The organism is Arsenicicoccus sp. UBA6765 (assembly GCF_002453335.1).
Taxonomy (GTDB): Bacteria; Actinomycetota; Actinomycetes; order Actinomycetales; family Dermatophilaceae; genus Arsenicicoccus; species Arsenicicoccus bolidensis.
Genome location: NZ_DKGR01000017.1, coordinates 87386 through 114096 on the forward strand (window position 1 = coordinate 87386; position 26711 = coordinate 114096).

The 26711-nt window shown below is 70.4% G+C and carries 31 protein-coding genes; 13 read left to right on the forward strand and 18 right to left on the reverse strand.

Features of this window, described 5'->3' with window-relative positions:
• Window positions 1-64: 64 nt before the first annotated feature.
• Window positions 65-553, forward strand: a complete 489-nt coding sequence (locus B4K29_RS03300; RefSeq protein WP_037214563.1) for a DUF3237 domain-containing protein — start codon at window positions 65-67, stop codon at window positions 551-553.
• A 121-nt stretch (window positions 554-674) separates the two neighbouring features.
• Here the strand turns inward: B4K29_RS03300 and B4K29_RS03305 are convergent, their stop codons facing one another.
• From B4K29_RS03305 to B4K29_RS03330, 6 genes are all read right to left on the reverse strand, one after another.
• Window positions 675-2915, reverse strand: a complete 2241-nt coding sequence (locus B4K29_RS03305; protein WP_286957625.1) for an immune inhibitor A domain-containing protein — start codon at window positions 2913-2915, stop codon at window positions 675-677.
• A gap of 160 nt (window positions 2916-3075) precedes the next feature.
• Entirely contained in the window at window positions 3076-4521 is a 1446-nt protein-coding gene (locus B4K29_RS03310; RefSeq protein WP_286957631.1) for an amino acid permease, read from the reverse strand.
• 67 nt (window positions 4522-4588) lie between these two features.
• Window positions 4589-5581: an ERCC4 domain-containing protein gene (locus B4K29_RS03315; protein ID WP_029210320.1), complete on the reverse strand. Its 993-nt coding sequence runs from the start codon at window positions 5579-5581 to the stop codon at window positions 4589-4591.
• A 62-nt stretch (window positions 5582-5643) separates the two neighbouring features.
• A complete protein-coding gene (locus B4K29_RS03320) occupies window positions 5644-6060 on the reverse strand; it encodes a hypothetical protein (protein WP_286966373.1) in 417 nt (138 codons plus the stop codon).
• Window positions 6061-6089: 29 nt separating this feature from the next.
• Window positions 6090-6959 carry a siderophore-interacting protein gene (locus B4K29_RS03325; protein WP_286966374.1) on the reverse strand — a complete coding sequence of 290 codons (870 nt, stop codon included), beginning with the start codon at window positions 6957-6959 and terminating at the stop codon, window positions 6090-6092.
• Between the two features lie 116 nt (window positions 6960-7075).
• Complete coding sequence (locus B4K29_RS03330) at window positions 7076-7672, reverse strand: hemerythrin domain-containing protein (RefSeq protein WP_286966375.1); 597 nt, start codon at window positions 7670-7672, stop codon at window positions 7076-7078.
• A gap of 117 nt (window positions 7673-7789) precedes the next feature.
• On the opposite strand from B4K29_RS03330, the gene B4K29_RS03335 reads away from it, so the two are divergent.
• From B4K29_RS03335 to B4K29_RS03345, 3 genes are read left to right on the forward strand one after another with little or no spacing between them, the layout of a single operon-like run.
• Window positions 7790-9226, forward strand: coding sequence for an amino acid permease (locus B4K29_RS03335; RefSeq protein WP_286966376.1), 1437 nt, complete (start codon window positions 7790-7792; stop codon window positions 9224-9226).
• 51 nt (window positions 9227-9277) lie between these two features.
• Entirely contained in the window at window positions 9278-9475 is a 198-nt protein-coding gene (locus B4K29_RS03340) for a ribbon-helix-helix protein, CopG family (protein ID WP_019286219.1), read from the forward strand.
• Window positions 9472-9852 (forward strand): type II toxin-antitoxin system death-on-curing family toxin, encoded by a 381-nt coding sequence (locus tag B4K29_RS03345; RefSeq protein WP_286966377.1) that lies wholly within the window; start codon window positions 9472-9474, stop codon window positions 9850-9852. The genes B4K29_RS03340 and B4K29_RS03345 overlap by 4 nt, the downstream gene beginning before the upstream one ends.
• 67 nt (window positions 9853-9919) lie before the next feature.
• Here B4K29_RS03345 and B4K29_RS03350 read toward each other — a convergent pair whose 3' ends face one another.
• On the reverse strand, window positions 9920-10978 hold the full coding sequence (locus B4K29_RS03350) for an LLM class flavin-dependent oxidoreductase (RefSeq protein WP_286966378.1): 1059 nt from the start codon (window positions 10976-10978) through the stop codon (window positions 9920-9922).
• 78 nt (window positions 10979-11056) lie between these two features.
• On the opposite strand from B4K29_RS03350, the gene B4K29_RS18395 reads away from it, so the two are divergent.
• Genes B4K29_RS18395 through B4K29_RS03360 form a run of 3 tightly spaced genes read left to right on the forward strand, consistent with a single transcriptional unit; the run spans window position 11057 to window position 11889 of the window.
• A complete protein-coding gene (locus tag B4K29_RS18395) occupies window positions 11057-11188 on the forward strand; it encodes a helix-turn-helix transcriptional regulator (RefSeq protein WP_376786849.1) in 132 nt (43 codons plus the stop codon).
• Window positions 11189-11197: 9 nt separating this feature from the next.
• Window positions 11198-11497, forward strand: a complete 300-nt coding sequence (locus tag B4K29_RS03355; RefSeq protein WP_240483921.1) for a nucleotidyltransferase domain-containing protein — start codon at window positions 11198-11200, stop codon at window positions 11495-11497.
• 14 nt (window positions 11498-11511) lie between these two features.
• Entirely contained in the window at window positions 11512-11889 is a 378-nt protein-coding gene (locus tag B4K29_RS03360; protein WP_286966379.1) for a DUF86 domain-containing protein, read from the forward strand.
• Here the strand turns inward: B4K29_RS03360 and B4K29_RS03365 are convergent.
• A complete protein-coding gene (locus B4K29_RS03365) occupies window positions 11874-12380 on the reverse strand; it encodes a hypothetical protein (protein ID WP_286966380.1) in 507 nt (168 codons plus the stop codon). The two genes, B4K29_RS03360 and B4K29_RS03365, sit on opposite strands and share 16 nt — an antisense overlap.
• Before the next feature lie 72 nt (window positions 12381-12452).
• Between B4K29_RS03365 and B4K29_RS03370 the strand changes: the two genes are divergently transcribed.
• Window positions 12453-12836 carry an NADPH-dependent F420 reductase gene (locus tag B4K29_RS03370; RefSeq protein ID WP_156911108.1) on the forward strand — a complete coding sequence of 128 codons (384 nt, stop codon included), beginning with the start codon at window positions 12453-12455 and terminating at the stop codon, window positions 12834-12836.
• Window positions 12837-12871: 35 nt separating this feature from the next.
• Here the strand turns inward: B4K29_RS03370 and B4K29_RS03375 are convergent, their stop codons facing one another.
• From B4K29_RS03375 to ychF, 10 genes are all read right to left on the reverse strand, one after another.
• Window positions 12872-13297, reverse strand: a complete 426-nt coding sequence (locus tag B4K29_RS03375; protein WP_029210311.1) for a type II toxin-antitoxin system VapC family toxin — start codon at window positions 13295-13297, stop codon at window positions 12872-12874.
• The gene (locus tag B4K29_RS03380; protein ID WP_286957675.1) at window positions 13294-13575 is read right to left on the reverse strand and encodes a type II toxin-antitoxin system Phd/YefM family antitoxin; all 282 of its coding nucleotides are present in this window, start codon (window positions 13573-13575) and stop codon (window positions 13294-13296) included. The genes B4K29_RS03375 and B4K29_RS03380 overlap by 4 nt, the downstream gene beginning before the upstream one ends.
• Window positions 13576-13802: 227 nt before the next feature.
• On the reverse strand, window positions 13803-14627 hold the full coding sequence (locus tag B4K29_RS03385) for an alpha/beta fold hydrolase (protein ID WP_286957677.1): 825 nt from the start codon (window positions 14625-14627) through the stop codon (window positions 13803-13805).
• 233 nt (window positions 14628-14860) lie between these two features.
• Window positions 14861-15181, reverse strand: a complete 321-nt coding sequence (locus tag B4K29_RS03390; RefSeq protein WP_029210309.1) for a HigA family addiction module antitoxin — start codon at window positions 15179-15181, stop codon at window positions 14861-14863.
• Between the two features lie 91 nt (window positions 15182-15272).
• Window positions 15273-15437 (reverse strand): type II toxin-antitoxin system RelE/ParE family toxin, encoded by a 165-nt coding sequence (locus tag B4K29_RS03400; protein ID WP_286957679.1) that lies wholly within the window; start codon window positions 15435-15437, stop codon window positions 15273-15275.
• Window positions 15438-15516: 79 nt separating this feature from the next.
• The gene (locus B4K29_RS03405; RefSeq protein WP_286957684.1) at window positions 15517-16410 is read right to left on the reverse strand and encodes a hypothetical protein; all 894 of its coding nucleotides are present in this window, start codon (window positions 16408-16410) and stop codon (window positions 15517-15519) included.
• Window positions 16411-16492: 82 nt separating this feature from the next.
• Complete coding sequence (locus tag B4K29_RS03410; protein ID WP_286957686.1) at window positions 16493-17614, reverse strand: helix-turn-helix domain-containing protein; 1122 nt, start codon at window positions 17612-17614, stop codon at window positions 16493-16495.
• Window positions 17607-18287: a hypothetical protein gene (locus B4K29_RS03415; protein ID WP_286957688.1), complete on the reverse strand. Its 681-nt coding sequence runs from the start codon at window positions 18285-18287 to the stop codon at window positions 17607-17609. Before B4K29_RS03415 ends, B4K29_RS03410 begins: the two co-directional genes overlap by 8 nt.
• 94 nt (window positions 18288-18381) lie before the next feature.
• Window positions 18382-19287: an Abi family protein gene (locus B4K29_RS03420; RefSeq protein WP_286957689.1), complete on the reverse strand. Its 906-nt coding sequence runs from the start codon at window positions 19285-19287 to the stop codon at window positions 18382-18384.
• 172 nt (window positions 19288-19459) lie between these two features.
• The gene (ychF, locus tag B4K29_RS03425; protein WP_019286231.1) at window positions 19460-20545 is read right to left on the reverse strand and encodes a redox-regulated ATPase YchF; all 1086 of its coding nucleotides are present in this window, start codon (window positions 20543-20545) and stop codon (window positions 19460-19462) included.
• Window positions 20546-20654: 109 nt separating this feature from the next.
• Here ychF and B4K29_RS03430 point away from each other — a divergent pair, with 109 nt between their 5' ends.
• From B4K29_RS03430 to B4K29_RS03450, 5 genes are all read left to right on the forward strand, one after another.
• Window positions 20655-21863, forward strand: coding sequence for a DNA recombination protein RmuC (locus B4K29_RS03430; RefSeq protein ID WP_286957693.1), 1209 nt, complete (start codon window positions 20655-20657; stop codon window positions 21861-21863).
• Window positions 21864-21912: 49 nt separating this feature from the next.
• Entirely contained in the window at window positions 21913-22221 is a 309-nt protein-coding gene (locus tag B4K29_RS03435; protein WP_037214578.1) for a hypothetical protein, read from the forward strand.
• Window positions 22211-22510: a hypothetical protein gene (locus B4K29_RS03440; protein ID WP_019286234.1), complete on the forward strand. Its 300-nt coding sequence runs from the start codon at window positions 22211-22213 to the stop codon at window positions 22508-22510. Before B4K29_RS03435 ends, B4K29_RS03440 begins: the two co-directional genes overlap by 11 nt.
• Window positions 22511-22657: 147 nt before the next feature.
• A complete protein-coding gene (locus tag B4K29_RS03445) occupies window positions 22658-25777 on the forward strand; it encodes an alpha/beta fold hydrolase (protein WP_286966383.1) in 3120 nt (1039 codons plus the stop codon).
• Window positions 25774-26691, forward strand: a complete 918-nt coding sequence (locus tag B4K29_RS03450) for an ABC transporter permease (RefSeq protein ID WP_286966384.1) — start codon at window positions 25774-25776, stop codon at window positions 26689-26691. Before B4K29_RS03445 ends, B4K29_RS03450 begins: the two co-directional genes overlap by 4 nt.
• Window positions 26692-26711: the final 20 nt, after the last annotated feature.

Consider the following 26711-nt stretch of genomic DNA (forward strand, 5'->3'; position numbering starts at 1 on the left):
CCGACATGGAAGGCCGGAAAGACCGGCATCCTCACCGTTGTTCGCGCCGGGTAGCGTGCCGCCCATGGATGCCCTCGCGCCCCCCTCCCTCAGTCCCTTGTGCCGGCTCGAGGTCACCGTCGGACCACCCGTCGAGCTGGGGCGCGTGGCCGACGGCGTGCGCCGGATCATCCCCATCACCGGCGGCACCGTCACCGGGGTCGAGCGGGCCGAGGGCACCCTCAGCGGTGTCGTCCTGCCCGGCGGCGCCGACTTCCAGGTGCTGCGCAGCGACACCCTCACCGAGCTGGAGGCCCGCTACGCCGTCGAGACGGAGGACGGCGAGCGCATCTGGGTGACCAACCTCGGCATCCGCACGGGAGAGGCGCAGGACATCGCCGCCCTGGTGCGCGGTGAGTCGGTGCCGCACGACCGCATCTACTTCCGCTGCACCCCCCGCATGCAGTCGAGCGGACCCCGGTGGGCCTGGTTGGCGGGACGCATCCTCGTCGGCACCGGCCGCCGCACGCCGGACGCGGTCCACCTCGACATCTCGTGGTCGACTGACGACTGACGCACCCCGGTCCGCGCACATCGGCAGCACGCACCGGCAGCACGCACGGAGCGGCCCCGGCAGGTCTGACCTGCCAGGGCCGCTCCGTCGTGGTGCGGGACTCACGTCCCGGACCTCTGAACTACTTGGTGTAGTCGACCTTGATGTTCATCTGGTCGCCCTGCTTGGCCATGTTGTTGACCGTGATCTTGACGCCCGCGCCGGCCACCTTGGTGGAGGACCACGGGTTGGCGGCCGACCAGTAGCGGTTGGGGTCACTGTCGTCGAAGGTCCGGATCGCCGGCTGCGACGGGACCGTGACCGGGACGCCGTTGCGGTGGAAGGTCACCGGGTCGGTCGCCTGCAGGCCGAAGGTCGCGTCGAAGGGCTGACGACGGTTGCCGAGCAGCGCCCCGTCGGGGAAGCGGATCGGCGTGGGACGCGCGTCGACCGGGAGGACCTGGCCGCCGCCGGGGTGGACCGACGTGTTGTTGTCGGTGTACTCGTTGTTGATGTACCAGACGAGCATGCCGTCCTGGTAGGGGAAGCGCTCCACCCAGTCGGGCCGCGTGTTCGCCCAGCCGAAGTTGTACGGCCCGGTCTTGAGGTAGCGGTCGTAGCCGGTGTAGGTGCGGTTCTCCGCCAGGTAGTAGTGCGTGACGGCCTCGGAGGAGCTCGCCCCGACCTGGGTGAAGCCCTTGGCCGTCCAGCCCTTGGCGTCACCCTCGACGTCGTCGTTGAAGACGCTCTGACCGTCCGCAGTCACCATGATGTCGTCGACGAACGCGCCGAGCTCGTGGACGCCGCCGTCGGAGGCGTAGCGGAACCGGAAGCTGATCTGCTTGCCGGCGTAGGCGGACAGGTCGTACGTCTTCTGGACGTAGCCGCCGGAGCTGCCGTCGTAGGTGGCCAGCTGCTTCCAGGTGGCGCCGCCGTCGTCGGTGACCTCGGCGTAGAAGTAGTCGTACTCCGCCTCGGTCTGGTAGTTGACCCACGCGGACAGCGACGCCGTCTTGGCGGTGGTCAGGTCGATCGGGCGGGTCAGCGTGACGTTGAGGTCGTCGGCCGCGCCGGACCACCACTGCTTGCTGCCCGAGTGCGGGGCGACGAGCTGGGTGGTGCGGGTCTTGTCGGGCAGCGACACGAGCGCGGCCTGCGGCATCTTGCCCGCGAGCGAGGCGGGGCCGAGCTTGACGTTGCCGTCCTTGCCATAGCTCACGGTCTGGTAGTCGAGCCAGCCGAGCTGGAGCTTCTCCCACGGGCCCATGTAGCCGGGCTTGGAGCCGATGTCGACGGTGCCGTCGTTGAGCCAGGAGCCGGCGCTCATGAGGGTCCAGAAGCCGGTGCCGTTGTCGCCGCCCTGGGTGTCGTAGAGGTCCGGCAGGCCGAGGTCGTGACCGAACTCGTGGGTGAAGACGCCGAGGCCGCCGTTCTCGGGCTCGGTGGTGTAGTCACCGATCCAGATGTCCGAGCTGCCGATGCGCACACCGCCGGCCTTGTTGGTGGCGGGGCCGGACTTGCCGGCGTTGTTGGAGTAGGCGTACCACCGGTGGGACCAGATGGCGTCCTCGCCCTGGGCGCCGCCGCCGGCCTCCTCGCCCTCACCGGCGTGGATGGCCTGGAAGTGGTCGATGTAGCCGTCCGGCTCGTTGAAGTCGCCGTCCTGGTCGAAGTCGTAGCGGTCGACCTTGTCGAAGCCCTTGAGGTAGGCGGCGATCTCCGCGTCGGTCTTGCCAGCAGCCTTCTGCGCGGCATACCAGGCGTTGGCGGAGTCCTGGACGAACGGCCAGGCGCCGGCTGCGTCGGAGATCTTGTTGCTGCCGTAACGAGCCTCGTTGTAGGGCACCTTGACCCAGTCGGAGACGTCACCCTTGGCGAGGAAGCGGCCGTTGGACTGCTTGAGGTAGAAGTCCTTGAAGGACTCGCCGTCGCCGAACATGAGGTTCTGGTAGTGCGCGCGGTCGAAGTTGGCGCGCCAGATGGTGGAGTTGTCCTGCGAGCGGTCGGGCTGCGGGATCTGGTTGTGCAGCGGGCCGGCGCCCCCACCGGTGGTCGGGTAGGTCTGGGTGCCGAACTCGGCCAGGATCGTGAAGATGTCCTCCTCACGGTTGACGTCGTAGTTGACGTACTGGCCCTTGGCCACCTTGATGACCTTCTTGCCCTTCTTGTTGGTCTCGACCTTGGCCGTGCCCTTGACGACCTTCTCGACACCCTTCTCGCGCAGCGCGCGCTGCTTGTCACCCAGCGGGTGGGAGCGGTCGTCGTTCTTCTTCGACGTGCCGAGCTGCGGGTCGCCCTGGGTGGGGGCGGCGTGGGCGGTGGTGGGGGCCAGCGACAGGGCGATGAGCATCGCTCCCGTGGCGCCCGCGATGGTGCGCTTCATGGTGCTCCTCATGATGAGCACGAACGACTACGACGTCGTTCGTTTGGGGGTGCTGGAACCTTATGCTCGTCCTATTCGCCCCGACAGGACCAAATGAGTGAATGATCCCGACTGGTCACGCGTACCCCCGCATGACCAACACACCGAGCGCCCGTCCCGGTCAGCGCCGACTCAGGTCGGCGGTCGCCAGGTCGACGGAGGGTGACCGGGTCACCAGCTTGTGCCCGGCCCACAGGGCCAGGAACAACGGGAGACCGAGGTATGACGAGAGCAGGGTCTTGACGTCCGTGTTGCCGACCAGCGCCTCGTAGTTCTGCCCGACGATGACGATCGCGCACATCAGCAGCGCCACGATCGGCCCCAGGGGGAACCACCGGGCCCGGAACGGCAGGTCCTCGAGGCGGCGTCCCTGCAGGACGTACGCCTTGCGGAAGCGGTAGTGCGACCAGGCGATGCCCATCCAGGTGATGAAGCCGGCCAGGCCGGAGGCGCTGACGAGCCAGATGTAGGCGCTGCCGTCGCCGATGAGGCTGGTGAGGAAGCAGAGCGCACCGATGGCGGTGGTGGCGAGCAGGGCGTTCATCGGGACGCCGCGACGCGTGGTGCGGCCGAAGATCGCCGGCGCCTTGCCGCCGCGGGCCAGGCCGTAGAGCATGCGGGTCGAGGCGAACATGCCGCTGTTGCCCGCAGACAGGATCGACGTCAGGATCACGGCGTTGATCAGGGTGGCGGCACCGAGCACCCCCGCGCGCTCGAACACCAGGGTGAACGGCGAGACGGCGACCTTGTCGATGTCGCTGCCGAGCAGGCGCGGATCCGTGTGGGGCAGCAGGAAGCCGATGACGGCGATGGCCCCGACGTAGAACAGGACGATGCGGTAGAACACGGCGCGGATGGCCTTGGGGATGGTCCGCTCCGGCTCCTCGGCCTCCCCGGAGGCCACCGCGATGAGCTCGGTGCCCTGGAAGGAGAAACCCGCGACCATGAAGATCGCGAGCATGCCCGTGAAGCCGCCGACGAAGGGCGCCTCCCGCGTCGTCCAGTTGCTGAAGCCCGGGGAGGGGCCGGACAGGATGCCGACGATCATGGCGACGCCGACCACGAGGAACACGATCACCGTCAGGACCTTGATCGAGGCGAACCAGAACTCGCTCTCGCCGAACGCCTTGACCGACGCGCAGTTCAGCGCGAACAGGAGGCTGAGGAAGACCGCCGACCACAACCACGACGGGACGTCGGGGAGCCAGTACTTCATGACGATGGCGGCGGCCACGAGCTCGGCCGCGACCGTGATCGCCCAGTTGAACCAGTAGTTCCAGCCCGTGGCGAACCCGAAGCTCGGGCTGACGAAGCGGGTGCCGTAGGTCTCGAAGGAGCCGGCCACCGGCAGATAGGTCGACATCTCGCCGAGGCTCTGCATGAGCAGGTAGACCATGAAGCCGATGGCGGCATACGCCAGGAGCGCGCCTCCCGGCCCGGCCTTGGAGATGGACTGCCCCGACGCCACGAACAGGCCGGTGCCGATGGCCCCGCCGATCGCGATCATGTTGAGGTGGCGGGCCTTGAGCCCGCGGTGCAGGTCGCTCTGTCCGACTAGGTCGCTCATGCTCACTCCGTGCAGGTCAGGGGAGCTCGGTCGCGGATCGTGGCCGACGGGTGCGCTCAGGGGGTCGTCAGCCGTTCGGGAAGGTATCACCGTGGGCGGCCCGGTATGCCGCCACCACGCTCGCCGCGAGACGGCCACCGCGCGCCGAGACCGGCAGGCCCTCGGCCACCGCCCAGGCGCGGATCTCGGCGGGGGTCGGCTCACGCGGAGGCATCCCGGGGCCGGGAGACAGGTCCGCCACGCGCGCCGAGGCGCCGTCCTCCTGGGCGAGCTCGACCAGGCAGGCCCCGAAGAACCGGTAGGTCCACTGCTGCGCGAGCGCGCGGGTCTCGGCGAAGATGACGGGCACGCTCGGCACCCGTGCCTGGCACTCCGCGAGCCCCTCGGCGACCACGGAGGGACGCACCGGGATCGACGGGTCGAGCTTGAACACGTCGGAGTACCTCGCCTCCACGACGACGGCGGCCCGGGGGACGGTCGCCAGCTCGGCCAGGGCATAGCGCAGCCGCCCCGAGGTCAGGGTCGACACCAGGTCCGGCAAGGACTTGCGCTCGACCACCGCGACGGGCCGACCCTCCACCTCCACGGCGTAGTCACCGACCGGCAGCCCCCGGCGCACCGTCGTGACCTGCTCGTCCGAGAACTTCCAGGCGTACCGCTCGTGGCTGTCGACCACGACCTGCATCTCGGCGATCCCGGCCGCCCTGGCCCGCGGCGAGCGCACCGACGGGCGGGCCTGCTTGGCCGTCCGCGCGGTCTGCCAGAAGATCGCCTCCCTGCCCCGCACCTGCGTGAGCACGAGCTGGGAGCGGTTCTCCCGACCCCGGTCCAGGACGAGGTCGATGGCCGCGCCGCGCCGCACGCAGGTGCGGGTGGGCGTGCGCTCGACGATCTCCGCGTCATCCGGCCACTCGGCGCGGTGGCAGTAGACCTTGGCCGTCCGCGGCCACATCTCCTTGGCCTTGAGCACCACCCCGTCAGGGCCGAGGGGGATGCGCAGGAGGTACGGCAGGCTGGAGCCGGGCTCCGGGTTGCGAGCGATCAGGAAGTCGTCCACCACGGCCGCAGCCTACCGACAGACCTATCGACAGACCTGTCGCCGACCGTCGTCGATCAGGCTGGTCAGCCCCCGGTTGCGCTGACGACGGGCTCGTCGCTCGGGTCCGGCAGCGCCATGATCGCGGCGGCGAGCACCGCCATCACCAGCCGCGGCTGCAGCACGCCCCAGTCCCGCAGCCGGTCCTCGATCCAGCCGTCGGCCGAGACGCTCAGCCGACCGAGGCCGTATGCCGCCCCGGCCGCCCCGATGCCGCCGGCCAGGGCGAGCGGGGTCACCGCCGGTGGGGCGTCGACGTCGGGCGTCCCGCCCCGCCCGCCCTGCTCCTCGCGTGACGCCAGCATCGCCGCCGCGCCGAAGCCCAGCAGGGCGGCGGGCGCGAGGACGTACGCCGCCCGCACGGGTGCGGGCCAGCGCCGAACGGGCACGAGCGTGATCGCTCCGGTCGCGAGGGCGGCCAGGGCCTTGTGGTTGCGGTCCATCGGTGCTTCCCCCTGTGATCGTGCGGTGGTCAGCCGGTCGGCGCCGCCGCGGTCGAGCCGTCCTGCTCCTGCTCCATCGCGGCCACGAACTCGCGCTTGCCGGCCTGCCAGGCATCCTCGTCCTGACCCGTTCGCCAGTATCCCGAGATCGACACGCGATCTCTAGGCACCCCCTGCTCGACGAAGAGGTAGCGGCGCAGGTCCTTGATCATGTCGGCGTTGCCGTGCACGAACGCCCGGACGTCCCCGCCCGGCAGCCCGGCCGCCCGCACGGCCTGGGCCAGGGCAACGCCATACCGGCCGCCGGTCTCGTCCCGGTGCACCCAGGTGATCTGGATCCCCGGCGTCGTGCGCAGCGGCACGTGCGTGGTGGCGTCCGCGACCTCGACGAACACGCTGGCGCGCGCGTCGTGGGGCAGCGCGTCCAGGGCGGCCGCGATCGCGGGGGCCGCCGACTCATCGCCCACGAGCAGGTGGTGGTCGGCGGTCGGGTCGGGACCCCAGCCACCGCCGGGGCCGTAGAACCCGATGCCGTCCCCCGGTCGCGCCGCAGCGGCCCACGGGCCCGCCAGCCCCTCGTCGCCGTGGACCACCAAGTCCAGCGCCATCTGCCCGGCCACGGGGTCCAGGCTGCGGATCGTGTAGGTCCGCGTCACCGGCCACTGCTCGCGCGGCCGCTCCTCGCGGAGCGTGTCGGGGTCGAACGGCCACGCGTAGTCGGCCCCGGCGGGCGCGAACAGCAGCTTGACGTAGCGATCCGTCTGCTCCGACGGCTCGATCGTCGTGAGGTCGGACCCCTCGAGGTGCACGCGCACCAGGTCGCGGGTGAGGCGCTCGGTGCGGGTGACGGTGGCCGTGCGCATCACCCGGGGGCGGCGCTGGGGTCGCTGGTCGCTCATAAGGGCACCCTAACCTCGCCGCCTGCGTGACGCCGGCGAGCGGCGTCGCAGGCCCCCGGAGACGGCGTCAGGGCCGCCCGGCACCGGCCGGACGGCCCTGACGACAGGCTGTTGTCCTACTTCTTGGGAGAAGCCTTCTTCGCGGAGGCCTTCTTCGCGGGCTCGGCCTTGCCCTCGGCCTCCTCCAGCTCGGCCTCCGGGTCCTCGACGTACTCCTCGGCGTCCTTGTTGACCGGCTCGATGCCGGTCGCCGCCTTGGTCGCCTGGTAGCGGAGGAACTCCACCGCGATGTCGTGCCGCAGCTGCAGGCTCGCGTGGTCCCGGAAGTCGCGCAGGTCCTGCCGCTCCTCCTCGCCCATGTGCTCGGAGTTGGCGATGTCGGCGTCGGTGACGGCCTGCCACCACTCGTCCGAGCCCACCTTGGCCTCGTCGGCCCGGCCGATCGCGTCGCGGATCTTGTTGTGGTCCTTGATCGCGTCCTCGACCTCGCCCTCGACGGTGCCGTCGTCGGCGTCCGCCGCACCGGTCCCCTTCTCGAGCAGGTGGGGATAGAAGTAGCGCTCCTCGGCCTCGGCGTGGGTCTCCAGGAAGATCACCAGCCGCTCCCACAGCGCCTCGAGCCCCTCGACGTCCTTCTTGGGGAACTCCTCCAGCTGCGCGAATGCCGCTCGCTGCTGCGCGTGCTGCTCCAGGATGATCTCGGTGATGTCCACTGCTGCCTCCTCGTGGTGCCGGCGTGCGATTCGTCGAGGCGCATACCCCGGACACCCCCGTCATACGCAGAGGTCTGCGGACTAGCCTGGGAGGGTTGCCCACGAGGAAGGACCACCGTGTCGTCACCGAGCCGCCGCTCGTCCACCCGGCAGAGCGAACCCCCGCAGGGCCCGGCGCCCGTGCCCCACCACACCCTCGCGCGCGGGCTGACGACGCGGCACGTGCAGTTCATCGCGCTGGGCTCGGCGATCGGGACGGGCTTGTTCTACGGCTCCGCCGACGCCATCCGGATGGCGGGGCCGGCGGTCCTCCTGGGTTATGTCGCAGCGGGACTCGCGGTGTTCCTCGTGATGCGGGCGCTCGGCGAGATGGCCGTCCGCGACCCCGGCGCCGGGTCCTTCGGGCGCTACGCGCGCACCTACCTCGGGCCGCTCGGCGGCTTCGTGACCGGCTGGATGTTCGTCATCGAGATGCTGGTCGTGGCCGTCGCCGACGTCACCGCCCTCACGATCTATCTCGGCCACTGGTGGCCGGAGGTGCCGGGCTGGGTGTGGGTGGTCGGCGCGATCGCCCTGGTCACCGGCCTCAACCTCATCCACGTGAAGGTCTTCGGCGAGACGGAGTTCTGGCTCTCGCTGATCAAGGTCACCGCGATCATCGCGATGATCGCCGCCGGTCTCACGATCCTCGCGCTCGGCCTGCAGGTCCCCGGCGGCAGCCACCCGACGGTCGAGAACCTCTGGGCGCATGGCGGTTTCGCGCCATACGGGCTGTGGGGCGCGCTGGTCTCGCTCACCGTCGTGGTGTTCGCGTTCGGCGGGATCGAGACGCTGGGGCTGTCCGCCGCGGAGGCCGAGGACCCCGGGCACGCCATCCCGCGCGCCATCAACACCATCCCCTGGCGCGTCCTGCTCTTCTACGTCGGCGCCATCGGCGTCATCCTCTGCCTCGCGCCGTGGACCACGGTGGACGGGCGGTCGAGCGCGTTCGTGCAGATCTTTGACGCCGTGGGGCTGCCCGCCGCCGCGAACGTGCTCAACGCCGTCGTCATCACCGCGGCCTTCTCGGCGCTCAACGCCATCACCTTCTCGATCGGCCGCATGCTGCACGGCCTCGCGGAGCAGGGCGACGCGCCGCGAGCGCTGGCGCGCACCAACGGTCGCGGGGTGCCGGTGGCGGCCGTGGGCTTCGTGGCGGCGGCGCTGACGGTGGGGCTCGTGCTCAACGTCCTGGGGCCTGAGGGCGTGTTCATGCTCGTGGCGTCGGTGGCGAGCTTCGCGACGGTCTTCGTCTGGCTGATGATCCTGCTCTCGCACGTCGCCATGAAGCGGCAGATCGCCCGTAGCGAGCTCTCCCCCGGCGGCTTCCCCGTGCCCGGGTGGCCGGTCGCCAGCTGGGCCGCCGTCGCGTTCATGGTCGGCGTGCTGGTGCTCCTCGGGGTCGGCTCGGCCTCACGCCCCGCCCTGTGGACCGGCCTCGTGACGCTCGTGGTGCTGGTCCTGGCGCACCGGCTCAGCGCAGGCCCTCGCCGAGCCGCTCGGCGCAACACCTGACCCGACGCGTGGTACCACGGAGGTACCATGGAGGTACCATGGAGCATGGCCATGAACCTACGACTCACCCCGGAGCAGGACGCCACCCTGACCGAGCTCGCGCGCGCGGAGGGCGTCTCCAAGCAGGAGGCCGTCGTGCGCGCCATCCACGAGGCCGCCTCCCGGCGGATGCACCGTGCCGACGTCGCTGCCGGATCAGCCTGGGGTCGGGAGCGCTACGCCGACGTGCTGCGGCGCCTCGGCGAATGACGACCCGCTACCTCGAGCTGGACGACCTGCTCGGGCTGGCCGACCAGCTGGAGGTCGGCCCGGTCGTGGACGTCGGCCTGCTCGATGCCGCCGCCCACCGGCCCCGCACCTGGGTCGGCGGCAGGGACGCCTACCCCGCCGTCGAGGAGAAGGCCGCCGTCCTTCTGGAGTCGATCACCCGCAACCACCCGCTGGTCGACGGCAACAAGCGCCTCGGTTGGCTGGCGACCGTGACCTTCTGCTGGATCAACGGATGGGTGGTCGACGGACCCGACGACGAGGTCTACGACCTGGTCGTGGAGGTGGCGACCGGGTCGATGCCGTATGCCGTCAGCGCCCGTCGCCTCGCGGGCTGGCTGTCACCCCGCGACGGATGACCACGCGCTCGTCGCTGTGCGTCGCGCGGTGACGGGACGGCGAGTGCGGGTGCGATGGCTCGGCGGCTCAGCGCGGCAGCTCGGCGTAGCCGCTGACCGGGCCGTCCTGGTTGGGCTCCCACCCGAGGGCCGGCGCCACGTGCTCGGCGAAGGTCTGCAGGATGCGCAGGTTGGCCTCGGGCCCGAGCTGCGACGGGATGGTCAGCATCAGGGTGTCCGCGGCCCTCACGGCGGCGTCCGCCTGGAGCTCCGCGACGAGCCGATCCGGTTCTCCGACATACGACTTGCCGAAGGTCGCGGTGAATCCGTCGATGACGCCGACCTGGTCCCCGGACCCTCCGCGCAGCTGACCCCAGACGAGGTCACGGCTGTCGACGATCGGAAAGACGCTGCGGCTCACCGAGACTCGCGGCACGCGGCCGTGCCCCGCAGCCGTGAAGGCGGCGCGGTAGCGCTCGATCTGCTCGCGCTGCAGGTCGCCGAAGGACTCCCCCGTCGCCTCGGTCAGCAGCGTGGAGCTCATCAGGTTGACGCCGAGCTCCCCTGCCCACGAGGCGGTCTCACGCGTGCCGGCGCCCCACCAGACGCGGTCGGCGAGACCCGGCGAGTGCGGCTCGACCCGCAGCCGCTGGCCGGGGCCGTGCTGGGCGGGGTCGGCGTCGACCAGCCGGTCCCCGCGGACGGCCCGCATGAACGTCGCGAACTTGTCGCGCGCCAGGTCGGCACCGCGCGGGTCCCGGGACCCGGTGTAGCCGAAGGCCTCCCACCCGCGCAGCGCCGGCTCGGGCGACCCGCGACTGATGCCGAGGGCGATCCGGTTGTCGGCGATGAGGTCGAGCTGGGCGGCCTCCTCGGCGAGGTAGAGCGGGTTCTCGTAGCGCATGTCGATGACGCCGGTGCCGACCTCGATCCGCTCGGTGGTCGCGGCGATGGCGGCGAGCAGCGGCATGGGGCTGGCTGACTGGCGCGCGAAGTGGTGCACGCGGAAGTAGGCCCCGTTGACGCCCAGCTCGTCCGCGCCCCGGGCGATCTCGATCGCGTCCTTGAGCGACTGGCCAGCGCTGGGGTCGCCCGGGCCACGTCCGGACCCGTAGTGCCCGAAGCTGAGGAAACCGAAGGCCTTCATGGGCCCCTCAACGTCGTTGACGCGCGCATTAGTCCTGCGGGAGGCGAGGGGCTTTATATCGAGCGATATAATCTCAGCGTGGACGATCTCCGGGAGCGGCGACTGCGCGCTGGGCTCACCCAGACGGCCCTGGCTGCCCGAAGCGGTGTGGCGCAGCCCAACATCGCGGCCTACGAGTCAGGACGACGGCGCCCGTCGGCAGCGTCGTAGGAGCGACTCGTGGCGGCGCTGCGCCCGTTGCCCCGAGAGGCGCTGGCCAGACATCGAGACGCGGTCGTGCGGGTGCTGGAGCAGCATCGAATGACGAACCCCCGGGTCTTCGGCTCGGCCGCGACCGCCTCCGATGCCACCCGGAGCGATCTCGATCTGCTCGTCGACGCTGCCGACGACCTGGATCTGCTCGACATCATCGACGCCGCCGCGGAGCTCGAGGACCTGCTGGAGGTGCCGGTCGACATCGTGACGTCTCGGTCGCTGCGGACCGGTCATGAGATCGCGACCTCGGCGGTGCCCGTATGACGCGGGAACCTGCCTTGTCCGCACCCACCATCGCCCGCCTCACCGACATCGTCCGCCTGTGCCACCGAGCGGAGGCGATCGCTGCCCGGGGCCGAGAGTGGTATGACAGCGACCCCGACCTCGAGGTGCCGAAGCTCGCCGCGGACTCCGTGGTCCTCAAGCTGGGCGAGGCGGTGCGCCGACTGCCCGAGGGCTTCCTGGACGAGCGTCAGGGCGACCCCACCTGGCGTCGTGCGATCGGGATGCGTCACCGCATCGCGCACGAGCACGACGCGGTCGACTACGACATTGTGTGGCTGGTGATCTCACGTCATGCGCGCGAGCTGCGGGCGACCATCGAGCGCCTGCTCGACGCCCAGGACGGCACGCCGCGACCTCATGACCCGACCTGACCTGACCCTCGATCAACCCTCGCCAGGGCGGTGGCAGCAGCCCGGAGCAGGCCCGGCGCCAGCCGGCGATGGACCGCCGAGAGCACCGTCCAGACCTGGGAGGCAGGCAACCGGTCGTAGCGGATCAGCGTGGCCAGCGAGACCTCCGACGGCGTCGCGCGCACGATCAGGTTGACAGCCATGTCCCAGGACCGGGCCTCGAGCCGAATCCAGTCCTCGCCGCGCGCCGCGATCTGCCACCCCGCGACCGCCGAGCCCGATCGCCCGGGGACCAGTCGCAGCTGCAGCAGTCCCTGCCAGATGAACTGCTCCCCCACGGTCGGCACGTCGCCGAACATCGCTCGAGCCCACTGCTCCGGCGTCGCCGCTGCGCCCGGCACCCTCATGGTGAACACGTCGGCGTAGCCGATGCGCTCCAGCCCGGCACGAGACAGGACGGTCGGACCGACGGCGGCCAGGCCGAGCACGCCGTCGACGGGCATCGTCGACACATCACGATCATCCATGTCTCCCCCAGGCTCTGGGAGAGCGAGTGGGCATCCCAGCAGCTGGGTCGCCCCATCGTGAAGGCTTGGAACGCCGTGGGCTCCGGCACCTTTGCCGACCGCGCCCTGCCCGCCGGGCACCCCGACCGCCTCGCCATCCCCATCGCAGGCGACGACCCGCGCGCCAAGGAGGTCGCCGCCACCCTGATGGACGACTCGGGCTTCGACGCCGTGGACGCGGGTTCGATCGCCGACTCGTGGCGCCAGCAGCCGGGCTCACCCGCGTACTGCACCGAGCTGACCGCGGCCGAGCTCCCTGCGGCGCTGGAGTCCGCGCAGCGCGAGCGCCTGCCGAAGCGCCGGGACTTCGCGGCGGCGATCCTGAACGAGCGCATGGAGGACCCGGCTGCAGGACTCGACTCCGACTACGCCGTCCGGCTCAGCCGCATGATCTACATGTGACGGCCGGCCCTCCTCCCGAGCGGACTCTCTGACCCTCAGGCTGGGCGGGGCGGCGCGCCGGGGGGCCCAGCCGGGGCGATCACGTCCAGGCCGGCAGCCCTGGCCGCCTCGCCGAGCCTGCGGTCGTAGGTGAGGACCGCCGAGGCATCGAGCCGGATGGCCGCCTCGAGGTGCAAGGCATCCAGGGTCCGCAGGTAGGGCATGGGCAGGTAGCCGGCACCTCGATAGACGGCTCGATCGAGGGCTGCGAGGGCGACGCCGTCGAGGAGTCGCGTCACGTCTGACTGGTCGAGCCCCTCGCGGACCGCGACCCGGCGCAGCTCCGTCTCCAGCAGGTCGCTCGAGACGAGCTCGGCTGCCGTCGAGTCGAGCCAGTCCAGGAGCGCAGCACTCTCTGGCTGGTCGATGAGCAGTGCCGCGAGAGCGGACGTGTCGACGTAGACGACCCCGCTCGAGGTCACAACCGATCCTCGCGAAGGTCGTCGAGGGGCTCGGCGAGGCTCCGGGCGCCACTCCTGCGCTCGATCGCCAACGCCGTCCACCCTCCGGTGCGACGCGCCGGGCGCGCGATCGGCAGCGCTGGAAGAGGCCTGTCGAGCGGGACGATCCGGCCCACGGGAACCCCGCTGTTGGTCAGGACGAAGGAGTGGCCCTCGCTCACCGCCCGCAGCACACGCCCGGACTCGTTGCGCAGCTCACGCTGCGACAGGCTCTCCGCAGGAGGCTCGATCGCGCTCATACCACCGAGCGTAGCGCACGTGCTACGGGCAGGCCGGGAGTGGCGGGGGCGGCCTGAGGGCCGAGGAAGAGAACGAGTGAGCCGGCGGGCTGGGGGCGGAGCCAGGCTTCCAGGCTGGCCCTTTGGCCTACACGTTGAAACGGAACTCGACGACGTCGCGTCGCTCCGGAACATGACGTGTTCAACTACCCCTCGTGGCTGCCGATCCTCAACGGGCCGAGCTTGCGCTACGCGATCGCTGCTTCCATGGTCACCGCGCTCCTCCACTCACGCAGGAGAGCACGGACCAGTTCCGGTTGATCGAGATGGACGTTATGCCCGGCACCGTCGAGCGCCGCATACGTCGATCGAGGGAACCGCCTCGACAGCGCGTCTTGATCCTCGTAGCCGACGATGTGGTCCTGCTTGCCCGCGACGACAAGCACGGGGCGGTCCAGCACAAGCCTGTCCTCGTTCGAATGCGGGAGGTCGTAGAGATCGCCGATGCGACGCATCGCGTCGTCGTCGGCCGCAGTGATTCCAGGGAGTGCGGCTCGCTGGAACCGGAGCCAGTTCTCGCGACTCTGCAGGACGGCCATTTCTGCGTACGTCACGGCGTCCGCAGGTGCGATCGAGGCCAGGAGATCGTGGTCCTCGACGAGCACGCACCGCTCGGGCACCGTCCGGCGCTCGTGCGCGGGATCGACGACCGGTGCCAGGAGGGCCATCCCGAGGCATTGCGCCGGTCGGCGCGCCACCAGGTCCCTCGCGAGCAGACCCCCCAGCGAGTTCGCGACGACGGCGAACGACGAGGAACCGATCAGCTCGGAGGTCAGCTCGTCAAGCCAATCCGCAACGTCAGGCAGGCCGCCCCGCCCGATCAGCGGCGGGGTCTGCCCGAACCCAGGAAGGTCGACATAGATGCGCTCCCACCCATCCCCGTCATCACTGGCGAAGACGTCGTCGAGATCGCTCAGCAGCCGATGATCGACTCCGTTGCCGTGGATGAACAGCACCGGCGTTCCGGCGCCTCGGCGCACCACATGGGGATTCGGGAGCATGACGGTCTCCATCTGAACTTCACGTCGAACCGGAATTCCACCGCGTTTCGGTACAGAGAACCATCAGCGAGACGGGCCTCGTCTTGCGCCGAGGCGCGCGGTGAGTGCGTCTGCGACTTCATCCGCAGTCCGCGTTGCCGTGGCGTCGATGGACAGATGCATCGAGCCTGTGCTCGCGGCGGCGATCTCGGCAGCCCTTGTCTTTCCGACGCCGGGAAGACCGGAGATCACGACGAGATGCCCGGTCATGCGACATGCAACGGCGTGATCGCAGCGACCTTGTCGCGCAGCGCCCGCCGCTCGAGCCGCAGCTCGTAGTTCGACTGCAGGTTCATCCAGAGCTCCTCTGACGTCCCGAAGTACCGCGCCAGACGAATGGCCGTGTCAGCCGTGATCCCTCGCTTGCCGTGCACGATCTCGTTGATCCGTCGCGGCGGCACACCGATGGACACGGCCAGCTTGTTCTGCGTGATCCCGAAGCCCTCGATGAAGTCCTCCATCAGGATCTCTCCCGGGTGGATCGGCTGAATCAAGTCCGCCTCAGTGGTAGTCGACGAGTTCGACATCTTCTGCACCTCCATCTCTCCAGACGAAGCAGAGTCGCCATTGCGCGTTCACGCGGATGCCGTGCTGTCCGCGACGATCGCCGACCAGAAGCTACAAGCGGTTCCCCGGCGGGACCCGGAGGTCCTCGACATCCTTCGCCGCATGGATCAGCTCGAGCTTCCGCAGGGTCGCCCGCAGCACCGTCCGGTCGACGCGCTTGACGTACTGCTCGTGCCAGATGCGTTCGGTATCCTTGCTCCCGAACGATCTGATCACGAGACCAGCATATAACGCGAAGCGTCATTAACGCTAGACGTTAAACCGGAACTCGACCACGTCGCCACGGTTAGGAACGTCAGGTTCGGACTGTTGCCCTCGTCTCCCTGGCGTTTCCCGAGGCGTCGGTCCACGTGACCACGCAATCGACTGCGTCTGGCGACCCCATGGCGAGCAGCAGAGGGAACCGTGCTTCCTGACCTGGCGGGATGGTTCCGAGCGGACCCTCCTCGCGATGCACGCGGAACATCGCATTCTCCGGCAGGTCCAGGAACTGGAAGTCCACGTCGGACGCCGGTCCCCGCGAGGTGTTGTGAAGCACGAGCGACCAGTGCCGCTGGGTCTTCAGCCGACCCTTGTTGTCCGTCTTCACGCTCTCGCGAACCTCGGCTCGCGGCCACACGCCTTCCGAGGGGTCCGGCCCTGCCGGTTCCTCATCTTTAGAGGCTTCGACGGACTGTTGGAACTGCGCAGTAGCCCTGCTCAGGAAGTTGTTGAGGTGGCTAATGAGGTCGCCCTCGTTGGCATACTCGAAGACGAGGGCGGTCTTACGCAGGTCAGTCAGGTACTCGGTCAGGCGCTTCCGCTCTTCAAGGGCTGAACCACCGAGAGGCGGTCTGGCGGACGCATTCACCAGTACCGCCACCGACTTGCCAGCCTCGACGAGGACCTTGATCTCTTCGGCCGTACCCGAATCTGCCTCACCGGTCGGAGTGCCCAGGCGGTCGTAGAAGAGAGCGACAGCGAAGTCCGCCTCCTCAACGATCTGGTCGTTGAGGATGGCCTGAGGGCGGTCCCCGAACTCGGCGACCGCGTGCTCGGTCCAGGACACGGGCAGCACGGTGAGGGCGACGACGCGGCCGAGGTTGAGGTTCCACTGGCTGATCGTCTTGCGGATGGTCGCCATGTCCTGGACGGGCACGTCTCCCGGTGCCGAGATGAGCAGGTGGAGCGCAAGGGTGGGATAGGCCATCGATGAAGGTCCTTCGTTGGTTGGTGATGAGAGGCAAAGCCGGGCCTGGGCAAGTCAGCCCCCATCCGGCGGGACCGGAGGGTCAGTCACTGCCGACGAGGCGGAGCACTGGGCGCTCGTCGGCATCGCCCAGCAGGTCGCGCACCAGGTAGGGGCTGATCTTCAACGCTTCGGCAAGCGCCGGTACGGGCGCGCCGTGGTCACCGGCGAGGTCAGCGGCCTTCCTCAGCAGCGTTGGCACCTCGCCGGGATAGGCGCTGGTCGGGTCGGCCTTGGAGTCGTAGACAGCCGACAGCCGCTGGTAGGCACGCCGCGCCGAGGACTCGGTGGTGCGCCCGCGCTCGACCATCCGACGGATCAGGGAGGTCGGTGAGACCCCCCATGTCCTGCCGAGGCGGTCGAGGGCAGCGAGATCGAGCCGCTGCGGCAGGGCTGCGTCCATGGACGCAGCCGGAGTGAGGAAGGCCGCGGCGAACTCGTCCGCTTCCTTCTCGATGGCAGCACTGTGCTCGGCGGTATCGGCATGCAGCAGCAGGTGTCCGACCTCGTGCGCGATCGAGAACCGATGCCTGAACACGTTCTCAGTCCGACGCGGGGTCGTGATGATGATCGGTCGGTCGACGATGACGACGGAGAAGGCATCGACGGTGTCGATCTCGGCGAGAGGTCGCACGGCGACCACAATGCCTCGGGACTCGGCCGTGGCGACCAGGTGCTTGACCGGACCATCGGGCAGACCCCAGTGACGGCGCAGCAGAGCGGCCGCTTCTGCGGGAGCGGTGCCGGGATGGACCTCCGGGAGGTCGACCTCAGGGAGCTTCACGTGCCGTTCGAGCGCGAACGTCAGCTCCCACACCAGCGCGACCGTGGCCAACGCCTTCTGACGGTCGCTCACCTTGGCCGTCCGCAGGCTCCGGAAGTGAGCGTTGACCATGTCGATGCGCGCCAGGGGGCGTCCGACGCCGAAGAACCCAGGACGGACGTCGAGCGCCTTTGCCAGGCGGTCGAGGACATCGGGGCGCGGTGAGTTGACGCCGGCCTCGTACTGACCGATTGCGGCGGCGGAGACGCCCACCTCAGCGGCCAGATCGGTCTTGGTCACAGAGCGGCGGACGCGGGCCTGGGTCAGCCGCGCCGGCTCGAAGCGTCCGTGCGTCTGCCCAGAGCCCGAGACGTCGAACAGGCTCGGAGTGTCATCACGCATCCGGGTCTATGCCTTCCTGCTCTCGCGGCTCGATACCAGGCGGCACCGGGGTGCCGCTGTCGAACGACTCGCCAGCCGATGCCGCGTCGGCCTCGACGAGCTCCGGCTCCCACATGGCTTCCTGGCCGTGGCGCTTGACCTTGCCGGTCGTCTCGTCGAGCTCAGCGACGGCCCATTCGATCGACTGCAGCTGCCGGGGAGAGGAGTGGACGATAACGAGCACCACCGGCATCACCTCACCGGCGGCTCGCACCACGCGCTCGAGCCCGGGCTGCTCGGGCTCGACTGGCTCGTCTCCGATGACGGGATCGAACAAGGTGGGGTCGGGCGGCTGAGCAGAGAAGCCGTTCTTCTTCGTCGTACTCGACGCGAAGTCACCGGGGTCAGCGCAGTCCGGGATGCGCCAGACGTAGATCAAGCAGTCATTGACGACGGGGAGCTTGTATCCAGCCGGCCGAAACTTTTGCGACTGGAAGCCCCGGTCAACCAGTGCCTCGTTGGCATCGGCGAGCAGATCGCGCCACTGGCTACCGAAGTCAATCGCGTACCGCGACTCCGACACCAGGTGTGCCTCGGCAAACCTGCCGTGCACAGAGCGAACGACCTCGACGAGCACATCGCGGACCCCGGATGCGTGACTGCCGAGCGCCTCGGCGGGTGAGAGTGGAATCATCGTGGACCTCCTGAATCCGCGTCCAGAGCCGCGGATTCGGCAGGGACAGCAACTTCAGTATGACACATGATTCGCGCACGCGCGCTTCAGCAGATCATCTTGGCGTGTCACGTGCGTGGTCGCGAGGACTCTGCGGCTTGGCCAGGCCCTGCATGAACTCCGAGGCCCGGTCATGCTCGGCCGCGAGCTTCGGGAGCAGAGGGCCGGCGACACCGCCGCGGGCGGTCATGTCGTCGAGGGAGGCGATGACGTCGAGCACAGACCGAGGCTCGAACTGCCCGGCCTCTCTCTTCGCCTTCTTCCTCACGTTGTTCGGCGTCGGGCCGGCGTCGATGACGGAGTGGTGCCACAGCCGGCTGTGGTGGGCGCACCGGTTGCGCAAGTAGACCAGGGCCTTCACCCGATAGGCGAAGCCCGCCTTGGCGACGCCGATGCTAGTGGCAACGGAGTCGGCCAGCGTGCCGCCGGCTCCTCGCTCGATCGCCTTGGACAGCGTGCCGAACGACCAGGCCTCGACCGCCGACCACACCGGTAATTCGCTGAAGTCAGCGCTGTCGCCGCCAGCGCCCCGGTAGCGCAGGATGTGGCGGTCCCGGCTGCGCTCGATGTCGCGCAGGCAAGACTCGACGGTCGGCTCGCGATCACCGACGTCGGTGTAGAAGTCGGCCTCGAGGTACCGGCCGTACGGTCCGTGCTCGTCGGCGATGACCCGGGCGGTGTGCGATCGGAGCATGAGTTCGACGCGGGCCAGTGGCCGGACGAGCGCGGTGCGCAGCGCCTCGTCGGCGTCGTAGACAGCACGGATCTCCTCGAACGTGCAGCCGGGCCGGAAGCCGTCGTCGCCGAGGTGAGGAGCCTTCTGGAAGTACCGGGCGTAGCCGGAGAACCGGTAGTAGTTCGCCGCTGCGAGGAACCGGGCGCACTTGGTGGCATCGGGGACGGCCAGGCCCCGGCTGACCAAGAGGGCGACCTGCTCGTCCCAGGACAGCGACGGCTTCATGGGGCACCCTGGAAAGAAAGAGGCCCCTCCCATTTGAGCTTCTTGGAGAGGCTTGGGAGGGGGTCGATTGGTATCACCGTAGCAGACGCGGCCCGCGGCCAACATCAAGCGACGAGGACAGCGTGGCAAGCCATCCCCCCCGGACTACCGATATCTCGGCTACTGGCAGACGTTAGACGTTGAAGCGGAACTCGACGACGTCGCCGTCGTTCATGACGTAGTCCTTGCCCTCGATGCGCACCTTGCCGGCCTCCTTGGCCTTCTGCATCGACCCCGTGGCGACCAGGTCGTCATACGACACGACCTCGGCCTTGATGAAGCCGCGCTCGAAGTCCGTATGGATGACGCCGGCGGCCTGCGGGGCGGTCCAGCCCGTGCGGATCGTCCAGGCCCGCGACTCCTTGGGCCCGGCCGTGAGGTAGGTCTGCAGCCCGAGCGTGTGAAATCCCTTGTGCGCCAGCTGCTCCAGGCCCGCCTCCGTGACACCGACGGACTCCAGCAGCTCGGCCGCCTCCTCCTCGTCGAGCTCGGCGAGATCCATCTCGAGCTTGGCGTTGAGGAAGATCGCGTCGGCGGGGGCCACGAGCTCCTGCAGCGACGACTGCAGCTCGGTGTCGGTCAGCTGGTCCTCGTCGACGTTGAAGACGTAGAGGAAGGGCTTGGTCGTGAGCAGGAACAGCTCCTTGATCGCGGCCAAGTCGACGCCGGCGGCCTCGCCGCGGGCGAAGAGGGTGTCGCCTGCCTCGAGGACCTTCTGCGCGGCCAGGGCGTTGTCGAGGATCGCCTTGTCCGTTTTCTTGCCCTTGACTTCCTTCTCCAGGCGCGGGATCGCCCGCTCCAGAGTCTGCAGGTCGGCCAGGATCAGCTCGGTGTTGATGGTCTCGATGTCGCTGGCGGGCGAGACCTTGCCGTCGACGTGCACGACGTCGTCGTCGTTGAACGCGCGGATGACCTGGCAGATCGCGTCGGACTCGCGGATGTTGGCGAGGAACTTGTTGCCCAGACCCTCACCCTCGGACGCGCCGCGCACGATGCCGGCGATGTCGACGAAGGACACGGTGGCCGGCAGGATCCGCTCCGAGCCGAACACCCCCGCGAGCACCTTGAGCCGGGGGTCCGGCAGCGGGACCACGCCCACGTTGGGCTCGATGGTCGCGAAGGGGTAGTTCGCGGCGAGCACGTTGTTCTTGGTCAGGGCGTTGAACATGGTCGACTTGCCGACGTTGGGCAGACCGACGATCCCGATAGTAAGAGCCACGGGAGGCGAGTCTAGTGGCTCGCGCCGTCACTCCTGGTCGCCGCGGCTTCGGGCAGTGGCGGCGGCGGGGCGGCAGGGGTATGTCGGTGGTGGGTGCTTGGCTGCAGCCATGGACGTGAACCTGGTCATCGGGCTCCTCGTCGGGATCGCCCTCGGCACGCTGGTCACCTGGCTGGCGCTGCGGGGGTCCGGCGTGGCTGATCGCACCGCGCTCGCCGGCGTGACGGCGGAGCGCGACCTGCTGCGCGAGCGCTGCCTCGACCTGGAGACGACGGTCGCGGAGGACTCGCAGACCTCGGCGACGCTGGGGCCGATGCGCGAGGCCCTCTCCCGCATGGAGCGGACGGTCGGGACCCTCGAGCGCGACAGGCAGCAGCAGTATGGCGCCCTCGGCAGCCGTCTCGAGGAGGTGTCCGCGACGACCGCGGCCCTGCGCGAACAGACGGCATCCCTCGCGGGTTCGCTGCAGTCCAGCAGCGTGCGCGGAGCATGGGGCGAGGCGCAGCTGCGCCGCCTGCTCGAGCACGCCGGCCTGCTGGCGCGCTGCGACTTCGACGAGCAGGTGAGCGCGGTGAGCGAGCACGACGCCGCGGTGCGCCCCGACGCGGTCGTCCGGCTCCCCGGCGGCAAGGTGCTGGTCATCGACGCCAAGGCCCCCCTGACGCGGTTCCTCGCCGCGCAGGCCGAGGGCCTCGACGAGACCCAGCGCGCCGCCCACCTGCGGGCCCACGCCGGGGCCCTGCGGGGGCACGTCGACACGCTCGCCGCCAAGGCCTACTGGACCGCCTTCCCCACCACGCCCGAGATGGTCGTGTGCTTCGTGCCGTCCGACGCCGTGCTGGCGGCCGGTCTCGCGCACGACCCGACGCTGTATGACGACGCACTCGCCCGGCACGTCGTGCTCGCCTCGCCGGCGACGCTGCTCGCGCTGCTCCGCACGGTCGCGTTCACCTGGCAGCAGGACGCCCTGGCCACCAATGCCGCCCAGCTGCTCGCGCTCGGCAAGGAGCTCTACTCCCGCATCGGCACCCTGGCCGGCCACACCACCCGGCTCGGGGCCCAGCTGTCGCGCTCGGTCGAGGCCTACAACGCGATGGTGGGCACGCTCGAGTCACGCGTCCTCGTGACGGCACGCCGCATGCACGAGCTGGAGCTGGTGTCGACGGCCCCACCCACCGTCGACGTCGTCGAGACGGCGGCCCGGCCTCTGACGTCGGCCGAGCTGCTCGACGCGCTCGACGAGGACGTCCACCGGCCCGAGCTCGACCTGGCACCACCCCGCCGCGCGACGCTCCCCCGCCGCGACGAGACCGCCTGATCGTGATGCGTCCGGCATCGTCTGACAGGGGTGGCCGAGTGTAATGCGCGTGCACTACAATGGGGCTACGGACGGCCCGCCTGACTGGCGCCATCGCGGCAGCTACATCGCCAAGCACGGCTTGACGCCCGCGCTCGCCAACGAGGCGGTCAACGACCCCAACCGCCTTGTCCTCGACCCCGACCCCTCGTCCCAATCAGGCCGGACGATCCGCATAGTTGGATGGTCTTCCAACCGCGAGATGCTGATCACCGTCATCCTGCTGCCAGACGGTGAGGTCACCTGGGGCGTGAACGCGTGGCCATCGAACGGGACGGACCAGCGTCGATACCGAGAGGAGGAGGTCGATGAAGATTGACGACCTCATCACCGCCGAAGCCGAGGCGTCGGAGGCGCACCCAGATGCCGAGCTGCGTCCTGGCACCACGACGCGGCGCGGCCACGGTCGATCCAGGACGCTGCAGGTGCGCCTCAACGCAGACGAGCTGGAGGCCCTCCTCACCATGGCCGCGGCACGTGGAGTGCCCGCCTCGACCCTCGCGCGCGATCTGCTCATGAAAGAGGTGCGGTCGGAGTCCGCGGACCCCATCGCCGTGATCGCACGGATACGGGCAGACCTCGAGGCCTTGGCGTCGACGGTGGCCTGAGCTGACAAGGCGGGTTCGTGGACGTGCCGCGTAGGACACTGGGTGTCTCGTGACGCGCGGGACGTCCCGAGCGACGAGCCCGACGACCTGCACCACCGACCCTGCTCCGCCTCTCGAAAGGTGACGATGAGACGCAGGCTGGCCGCGATGGCGGTGCTCACCACTGCCCTGGCGATGACCCCTGCGATCTCGGTGCCGGCCTCTGCGTCGGTGCCGGTGTCGGCGTCGCTGTCGGTGCCGGTGCAGCGCGTCTCCGCCGAGGTCCGTGAGGAGGCGCTGCGCGTCCCCGTCAAGGCGGAGCCGGACGGATCCACGGTGACCCTCGACGCCACGGTCGTCGCGCCGACCTCGACCGGACGACACCCGGCGGTGGTGCTCGCGCACGGTTTCGGTGGCAGCAAGGCCGACCTCATGGAGCGAGCCCGTGAGCTGGCCGGCCAGGGCTACGTCGCCCTCGCCTACACCGCACGGGGCTTCGGCGCCTCGGGCGGCCGCATCCACCTGGACGACCCCGACTACGAGATCGCCGACGCGTCACGGCTGCTCGACACCCTCGCGGGCCGGGCCGACGTGCAGCTCGACGCCGCCAAGGACCCCCGCGTGGGCGTGGCCGGCGGATCCTACGGCGGCGCGCTCGGCGTCATGCTCGCCGGCACCGACCGGCGCGTCGACGCCGTCGTCGCCGGCATCACCTGGAACGACCTGTCCGAGACCTTCGTCCCGGGCGGGGTGGGCTCGGCGCCAGGCGTGCTCAAGCGTCGCTGGGCCTCGATCTTCTTCTCGTCCGCGATCGGGCAGACCCGGCCGACGGGCGCCGCGAACGCCCCGCTCGGACCGGACGCCGCCTTGTGCGGTCGCTTCGACCCGACCATCTGCCGCCTGTTCCTGGACGCAGCCACGACGGGCCGGCCCTCGCCCGCTCTCGAGCAGGTCCTGCGTCGCCACGGCCCGGTCGCCGTGTCCGGCAAGGTCACCGCCCCGACGCTGCTGGTGCAGGGGATGCGCGACTCGTTCGTGGGGCTCGGCGAGGCGGACGAGACCGCGCAGCAGCTCGCCGCGAACGGCACCCCCGTCGCGGTCCGCTGGTTCGACGGGGGCCACGACGGCGGCGCCGAGCCGAGCGACGCCACGACCCTGCTGCCGTGGTTCCAGCGCTATCTCACCGACCAGGGACGCCAGCAGGCCGGAGCAGACCCTCGGGCCGGTATGCCGCTCCCCGCCTTCAGCGCTCCCCTGGCCGCCCAGGGCGGCCAGCGCGAGGTCACGCTCACGAGGCCGCCGCGCCTCGACCAGGCTCCGGCCGACGCGACCCGCGTGACGCTGGCGCCGGCCACCGGACAGGCCCCCGGCAACGGGAACGGGTCGAACAGCTCCCCCGCGCGCCCGGTGCGCCTGCTCTCACCACCCGGAGGCGACCCCGCCGCCATGAGCAACCTCGGCGCTCTCGGTGGGGCGCTCGGGGCCGGCAAGTCCGGCGGCAGCGCCTCGGGGGGCGCCGAGAGCGATGGCGGCTCAGGGGGCTCGGACGGCAACGCGAGCTCGGGCAGCGGTGGGACGACTGGCGGTTCGGGCAGCAGCGGCGGCTCAGGCAGCGGCGGCTCGAACGGGTCCGGTGGATCCGGGGGTTCCGGCGGCTCGAGCGGTAACGGTGGGCTGGATCTCGCTGCGGCCGCGGGGTATTCGATCGCCGCCCTGCCGGGACAGCACGCGGCCTTCGACACCGTCCCGCTCGAGGACCGGGTCGATGTCGTCGGCGCGCCGCGCGTCCGCCTGCGCGTGACCTCCACCGCGAGGGACGCGACGCTGTTCGTCTCGCTGTGGCGCGTCACCCCGTCCGGTCCCGTGTCGCCCCGGAGCCAGGTCGTCCCCGTCCGCATCACCACGACGCCCGGCACCCCGGTCGACGTCGACGTCCCGCTGCCGGCCGGGACCTATGCGATGGCTCAGGGCTCGCGGTGGCGGGTGCTCGTGTCCGCCACCGACGCCGGGTTCGCGGTGCCCACGGACGCCCGCGCCTACGCCGTGAGCCTCGCCGACAGCAGCCTCGTCCTGCCCTCGGTCCCGGCCCAGGCCGTCACCGATCCGCAGGCCGGCGGGGACGGCATACGGTCGGTGGACCGCGAGGTCGTCTGGGCCGCAGCCGGACTCGCCGCTCTCCTGCTCGCCATCTCGGCCCTGGCCGGCATCGCCGTCTGGCGCCGCCGACGTGGGGACCGCCGGGACACGCGGGCCGAGGACGCCGAGGTGCCGCTGGTCGTGGAGCACCTGGTCAAGACCTACAAGGACGGGCACCGGGCCGTCGACGACGTGTCCTGGCGGGCCGAGGCCGGTCAGGTCGTCGGGCTGCTCGGGCCCAACGGCGCGGGCAAGACGACCACGATGCGCATGCTCGTCGGTCTCATCCGGGCCGACTCGGGGGCGGTGCACGTGCTCGGGCAGCCCGTGCACGCGGGCTCCCCCGTGCTGGGCCGGGTCGGGGCGCTCATCGAGGGGCCCGGGTTCCTGCCGCACCTGACGGGTCGGCAGAACCTCGACGCCTACTGGCGGGCGACCGGCCGTGACCCCGCCGACGCCCACGTCGACGAGGCGCTGGAGGTCGCCGCGCTCGGGGGTGCGGTGGACCGACCCGTCCGAACCTACAGCCAGGGCATGCGCCAGCGGCTCGGCATCGCGCAGGCCATGCTCGGCCGCCCCGAGGTGCTGCTCCTCGACGAGCCGACCAACGGCCTGGACCCGCCCCAGATCGCCGCGATGCGGCCGATCCTGCGGGACTACGCGAGCACGGGTCGCACCGTCGTCGTGTCGAGCCACCTGCTCTCGGAGGTCGAGCAGACCTGCACGCACGTCGTCGTCATGAACCGCGGCCGCGTCATCACCTCCGGCTCGGTCGCCGACCTGACCAGCGGGGACGGCACGACCGTGGTCACCCTCGGCCCGGACTGCGACCCCGCCGCGGTGGAGCACGCCCTGCGCACCGGGCCGCTCGGCCCGTCGCTGCACGAGCTGAGCCTCGACCGCCACGCGCGCACGCTCACCCTCGTCAGCGACGCGAGCCGGGGGGCCATCGTCTCTGCCGTCGTCCAGGCGGGCGGCGACGTCGACTCCGTCGTGCCGCGGCGCCGGCTCGAGGAGGTCTTCCTCGGCGTGATCGGTGGCGACGGTCCCGCCACCGGCGGCGGCGACGACGGTCCCGACCGCGCCGACGATCTCGATGATCCTGACGGAAGGACTCGGATGGACAGCCTGCGCCAGGTGCGTGCCCGATGACCCCCAGCACCGCGCGCACGCCGCGCACCGATCGCACCGACGGCACCGACGGCACCGACGGCACCGAGCGCGGGGGCGAGCAGCGGAGGTCCGACGGCGCCCGTCGCGCCAAGCCGCTGCGGTGGCGCGTCGAGCTGGGCCGGCAGATCGGGCGGCGCCGCACGGCGTGGGGGTTCGGCCTGCTGCTGGCGCTCCCGCTCATCCTGGTCGGCGCCTTCTCCCTCGGCGACGACGGCTCGGGCGGCGGCCGATTCGTCGACCTGGCGCGTGATGGCGGCGCAAACTTCGCGGTCTTCTGCCTGTTCGCGTCCAGCGACTTCCTGCTCGTCATCCTCGCGGCGCTGTTCGCCGGGGACGCCGTGCCGTCCGAGGCGTCCTGGTCCTCCCTGCGCTACCTGCTCGTCGCGCCGGTCAGTCGTGCGCGGCTGCTGACCAGCAAGCTCGTCGTCGCCCTGGGGTCGACCGTCCTGGCAGCGTTCCTGCTGCCCGCGTGGGCGCTGCTGGTCGGCGGGGTCGCCTACGGGTGGACGTCCTACTCGAGCCCCGTCGGCACGAGCCTGGAGTGGGCGCAGTTCCTGCCACGCCTCGCGCTGGCCGCCGCCGTCGTGGCGATCAACCTGGTCCAGGTCATCGGCATCGCCCTGCTCATCGGCACCCTCAACGACGCACCGCTCGGCGCCGTCGGCGGCGCGGTGCTCGTGACGATCGTCGCGTCGATCCTCGACACCATCGAGCAGCTCGGCGACCTGCGCCACGCCCTGCCGATGCACTACTCCCGCGCCTGGGTCCGCGCCCTGTCCCCCGACATCGGCTGGACCGACATCCAGCTCAGCGCGTTGTGGTCGCTGATCTACGGCGTGGTCACGATCGCGCTGGCCTACTGGTGGTTCCGGCGCAAGGACATCCTCAGCTGAGCGCCGTACGCCGCAGCCGG

Excerpts from the sequence above, each read along its gene's own strand:
- B4K29_RS03440 (WP_019286234.1), top strand. The coding sequence starts at position 22,211 with ATGAAGATTGACGACCTCATCACCGCCGAAGCCGAGGCGTCGGAGGCG.
- B4K29_RS03415 (WP_286957688.1), bottom strand. The coding sequence starts at position 18,287 with ATGATTCCACTCTCACCCGCCGAGGCGCTCGGCAGTCACGCATCCGGG.
- B4K29_RS03300 (WP_037214563.1), top strand. The coding sequence starts at position 65 with ATGGATGCCCTCGCGCCCCCCTCCCTCAGTCCCTTGTGCCGGCTCGAG.
- B4K29_RS03390 (WP_029210309.1), bottom strand. The coding sequence starts at position 15,181 with ATGTCGAACTCGTCGACTACCACTGAGGCGGACTTGATTCAGCCGATC.
- B4K29_RS03340 (WP_019286219.1), top strand. The coding sequence starts at position 9,278 with ATGAACCTACGACTCACCCCGGAGCAGGACGCCACCCTGACCGAGCTC.
- B4K29_RS03385 (WP_286957677.1), bottom strand. The coding sequence starts at position 14,627 with ATGGAGACCGTCATGCTCCCGAATCCCCATGTGGTGCGCCGAGGCGCC.
- B4K29_RS03350 (WP_286966378.1), bottom strand. The coding sequence starts at position 10,978 with ATGAAGGCCTTCGGTTTCCTCAGCTTCGGGCACTACGGGTCCGGACGT.
- B4K29_RS03430 (WP_286957693.1), top strand. The coding sequence starts at position 20,655 with ATGGACGTGAACCTGGTCATCGGGCTCCTCGTCGGGATCGCCCTCGGC.
- B4K29_RS03405 (WP_286957684.1), bottom strand. The coding sequence starts at position 16,410 with ATGGCCTATCCCACCCTTGCGCTCCACCTGCTCATCTCGGCACCGGGA.
- B4K29_RS03325 (WP_286966374.1), bottom strand. The coding sequence starts at position 6,959 with ATGAGCGACCAGCGACCCCAGCGCCGCCCCCGGGTGATGCGCACGGCC.
- B4K29_RS03380 (WP_286957675.1), bottom strand. The coding sequence starts at position 13,575 with ATGAGCGCGATCGAGCCTCCTGCGGAGAGCCTGTCGCAGCGTGAGCTG.
- B4K29_RS03445 (WP_286966383.1), top strand. The coding sequence starts at position 22,658 with ATGGCGGTGCTCACCACTGCCCTGGCGATGACCCCTGCGATCTCGGTG.
- B4K29_RS03420 (WP_286957689.1), bottom strand. The coding sequence starts at position 19,287 with ATGAAGCCGTCGCTGTCCTGGGACGAGCAGGTCGCCCTCTTGGTCAGC.
- B4K29_RS03310 (WP_286957631.1), bottom strand. The coding sequence starts at position 4,521 with ATGAGCGACCTAGTCGGACAGAGCGACCTGCACCGCGGGCTCAAGGCC.
- B4K29_RS03305 (WP_286957625.1), bottom strand. The coding sequence starts at position 2,915 with ATGAAGCGCACCATCGCGGGCGCCACGGGAGCGATGCTCATCGCCCTG.
- B4K29_RS03410 (WP_286957686.1), bottom strand. The coding sequence starts at position 17,614 with ATGCGTGATGACACTCCGAGCCTGTTCGACGTCTCGGGCTCTGGGCAG.
- B4K29_RS03345 (WP_286966377.1), top strand. The coding sequence starts at position 9,472 with ATGACGACCCGCTACCTCGAGCTGGACGACCTGCTCGGGCTGGCCGAC.
- B4K29_RS03450 (WP_286966384.1), top strand. The coding sequence starts at position 25,774 with ATGACCCCCAGCACCGCGCGCACGCCGCGCACCGATCGCACCGACGGC.
- B4K29_RS03320 (WP_286966373.1), bottom strand. The coding sequence starts at position 6,060 with ATGGACCGCAACCACAAGGCCCTGGCCGCCCTCGCGACCGGAGCGATC.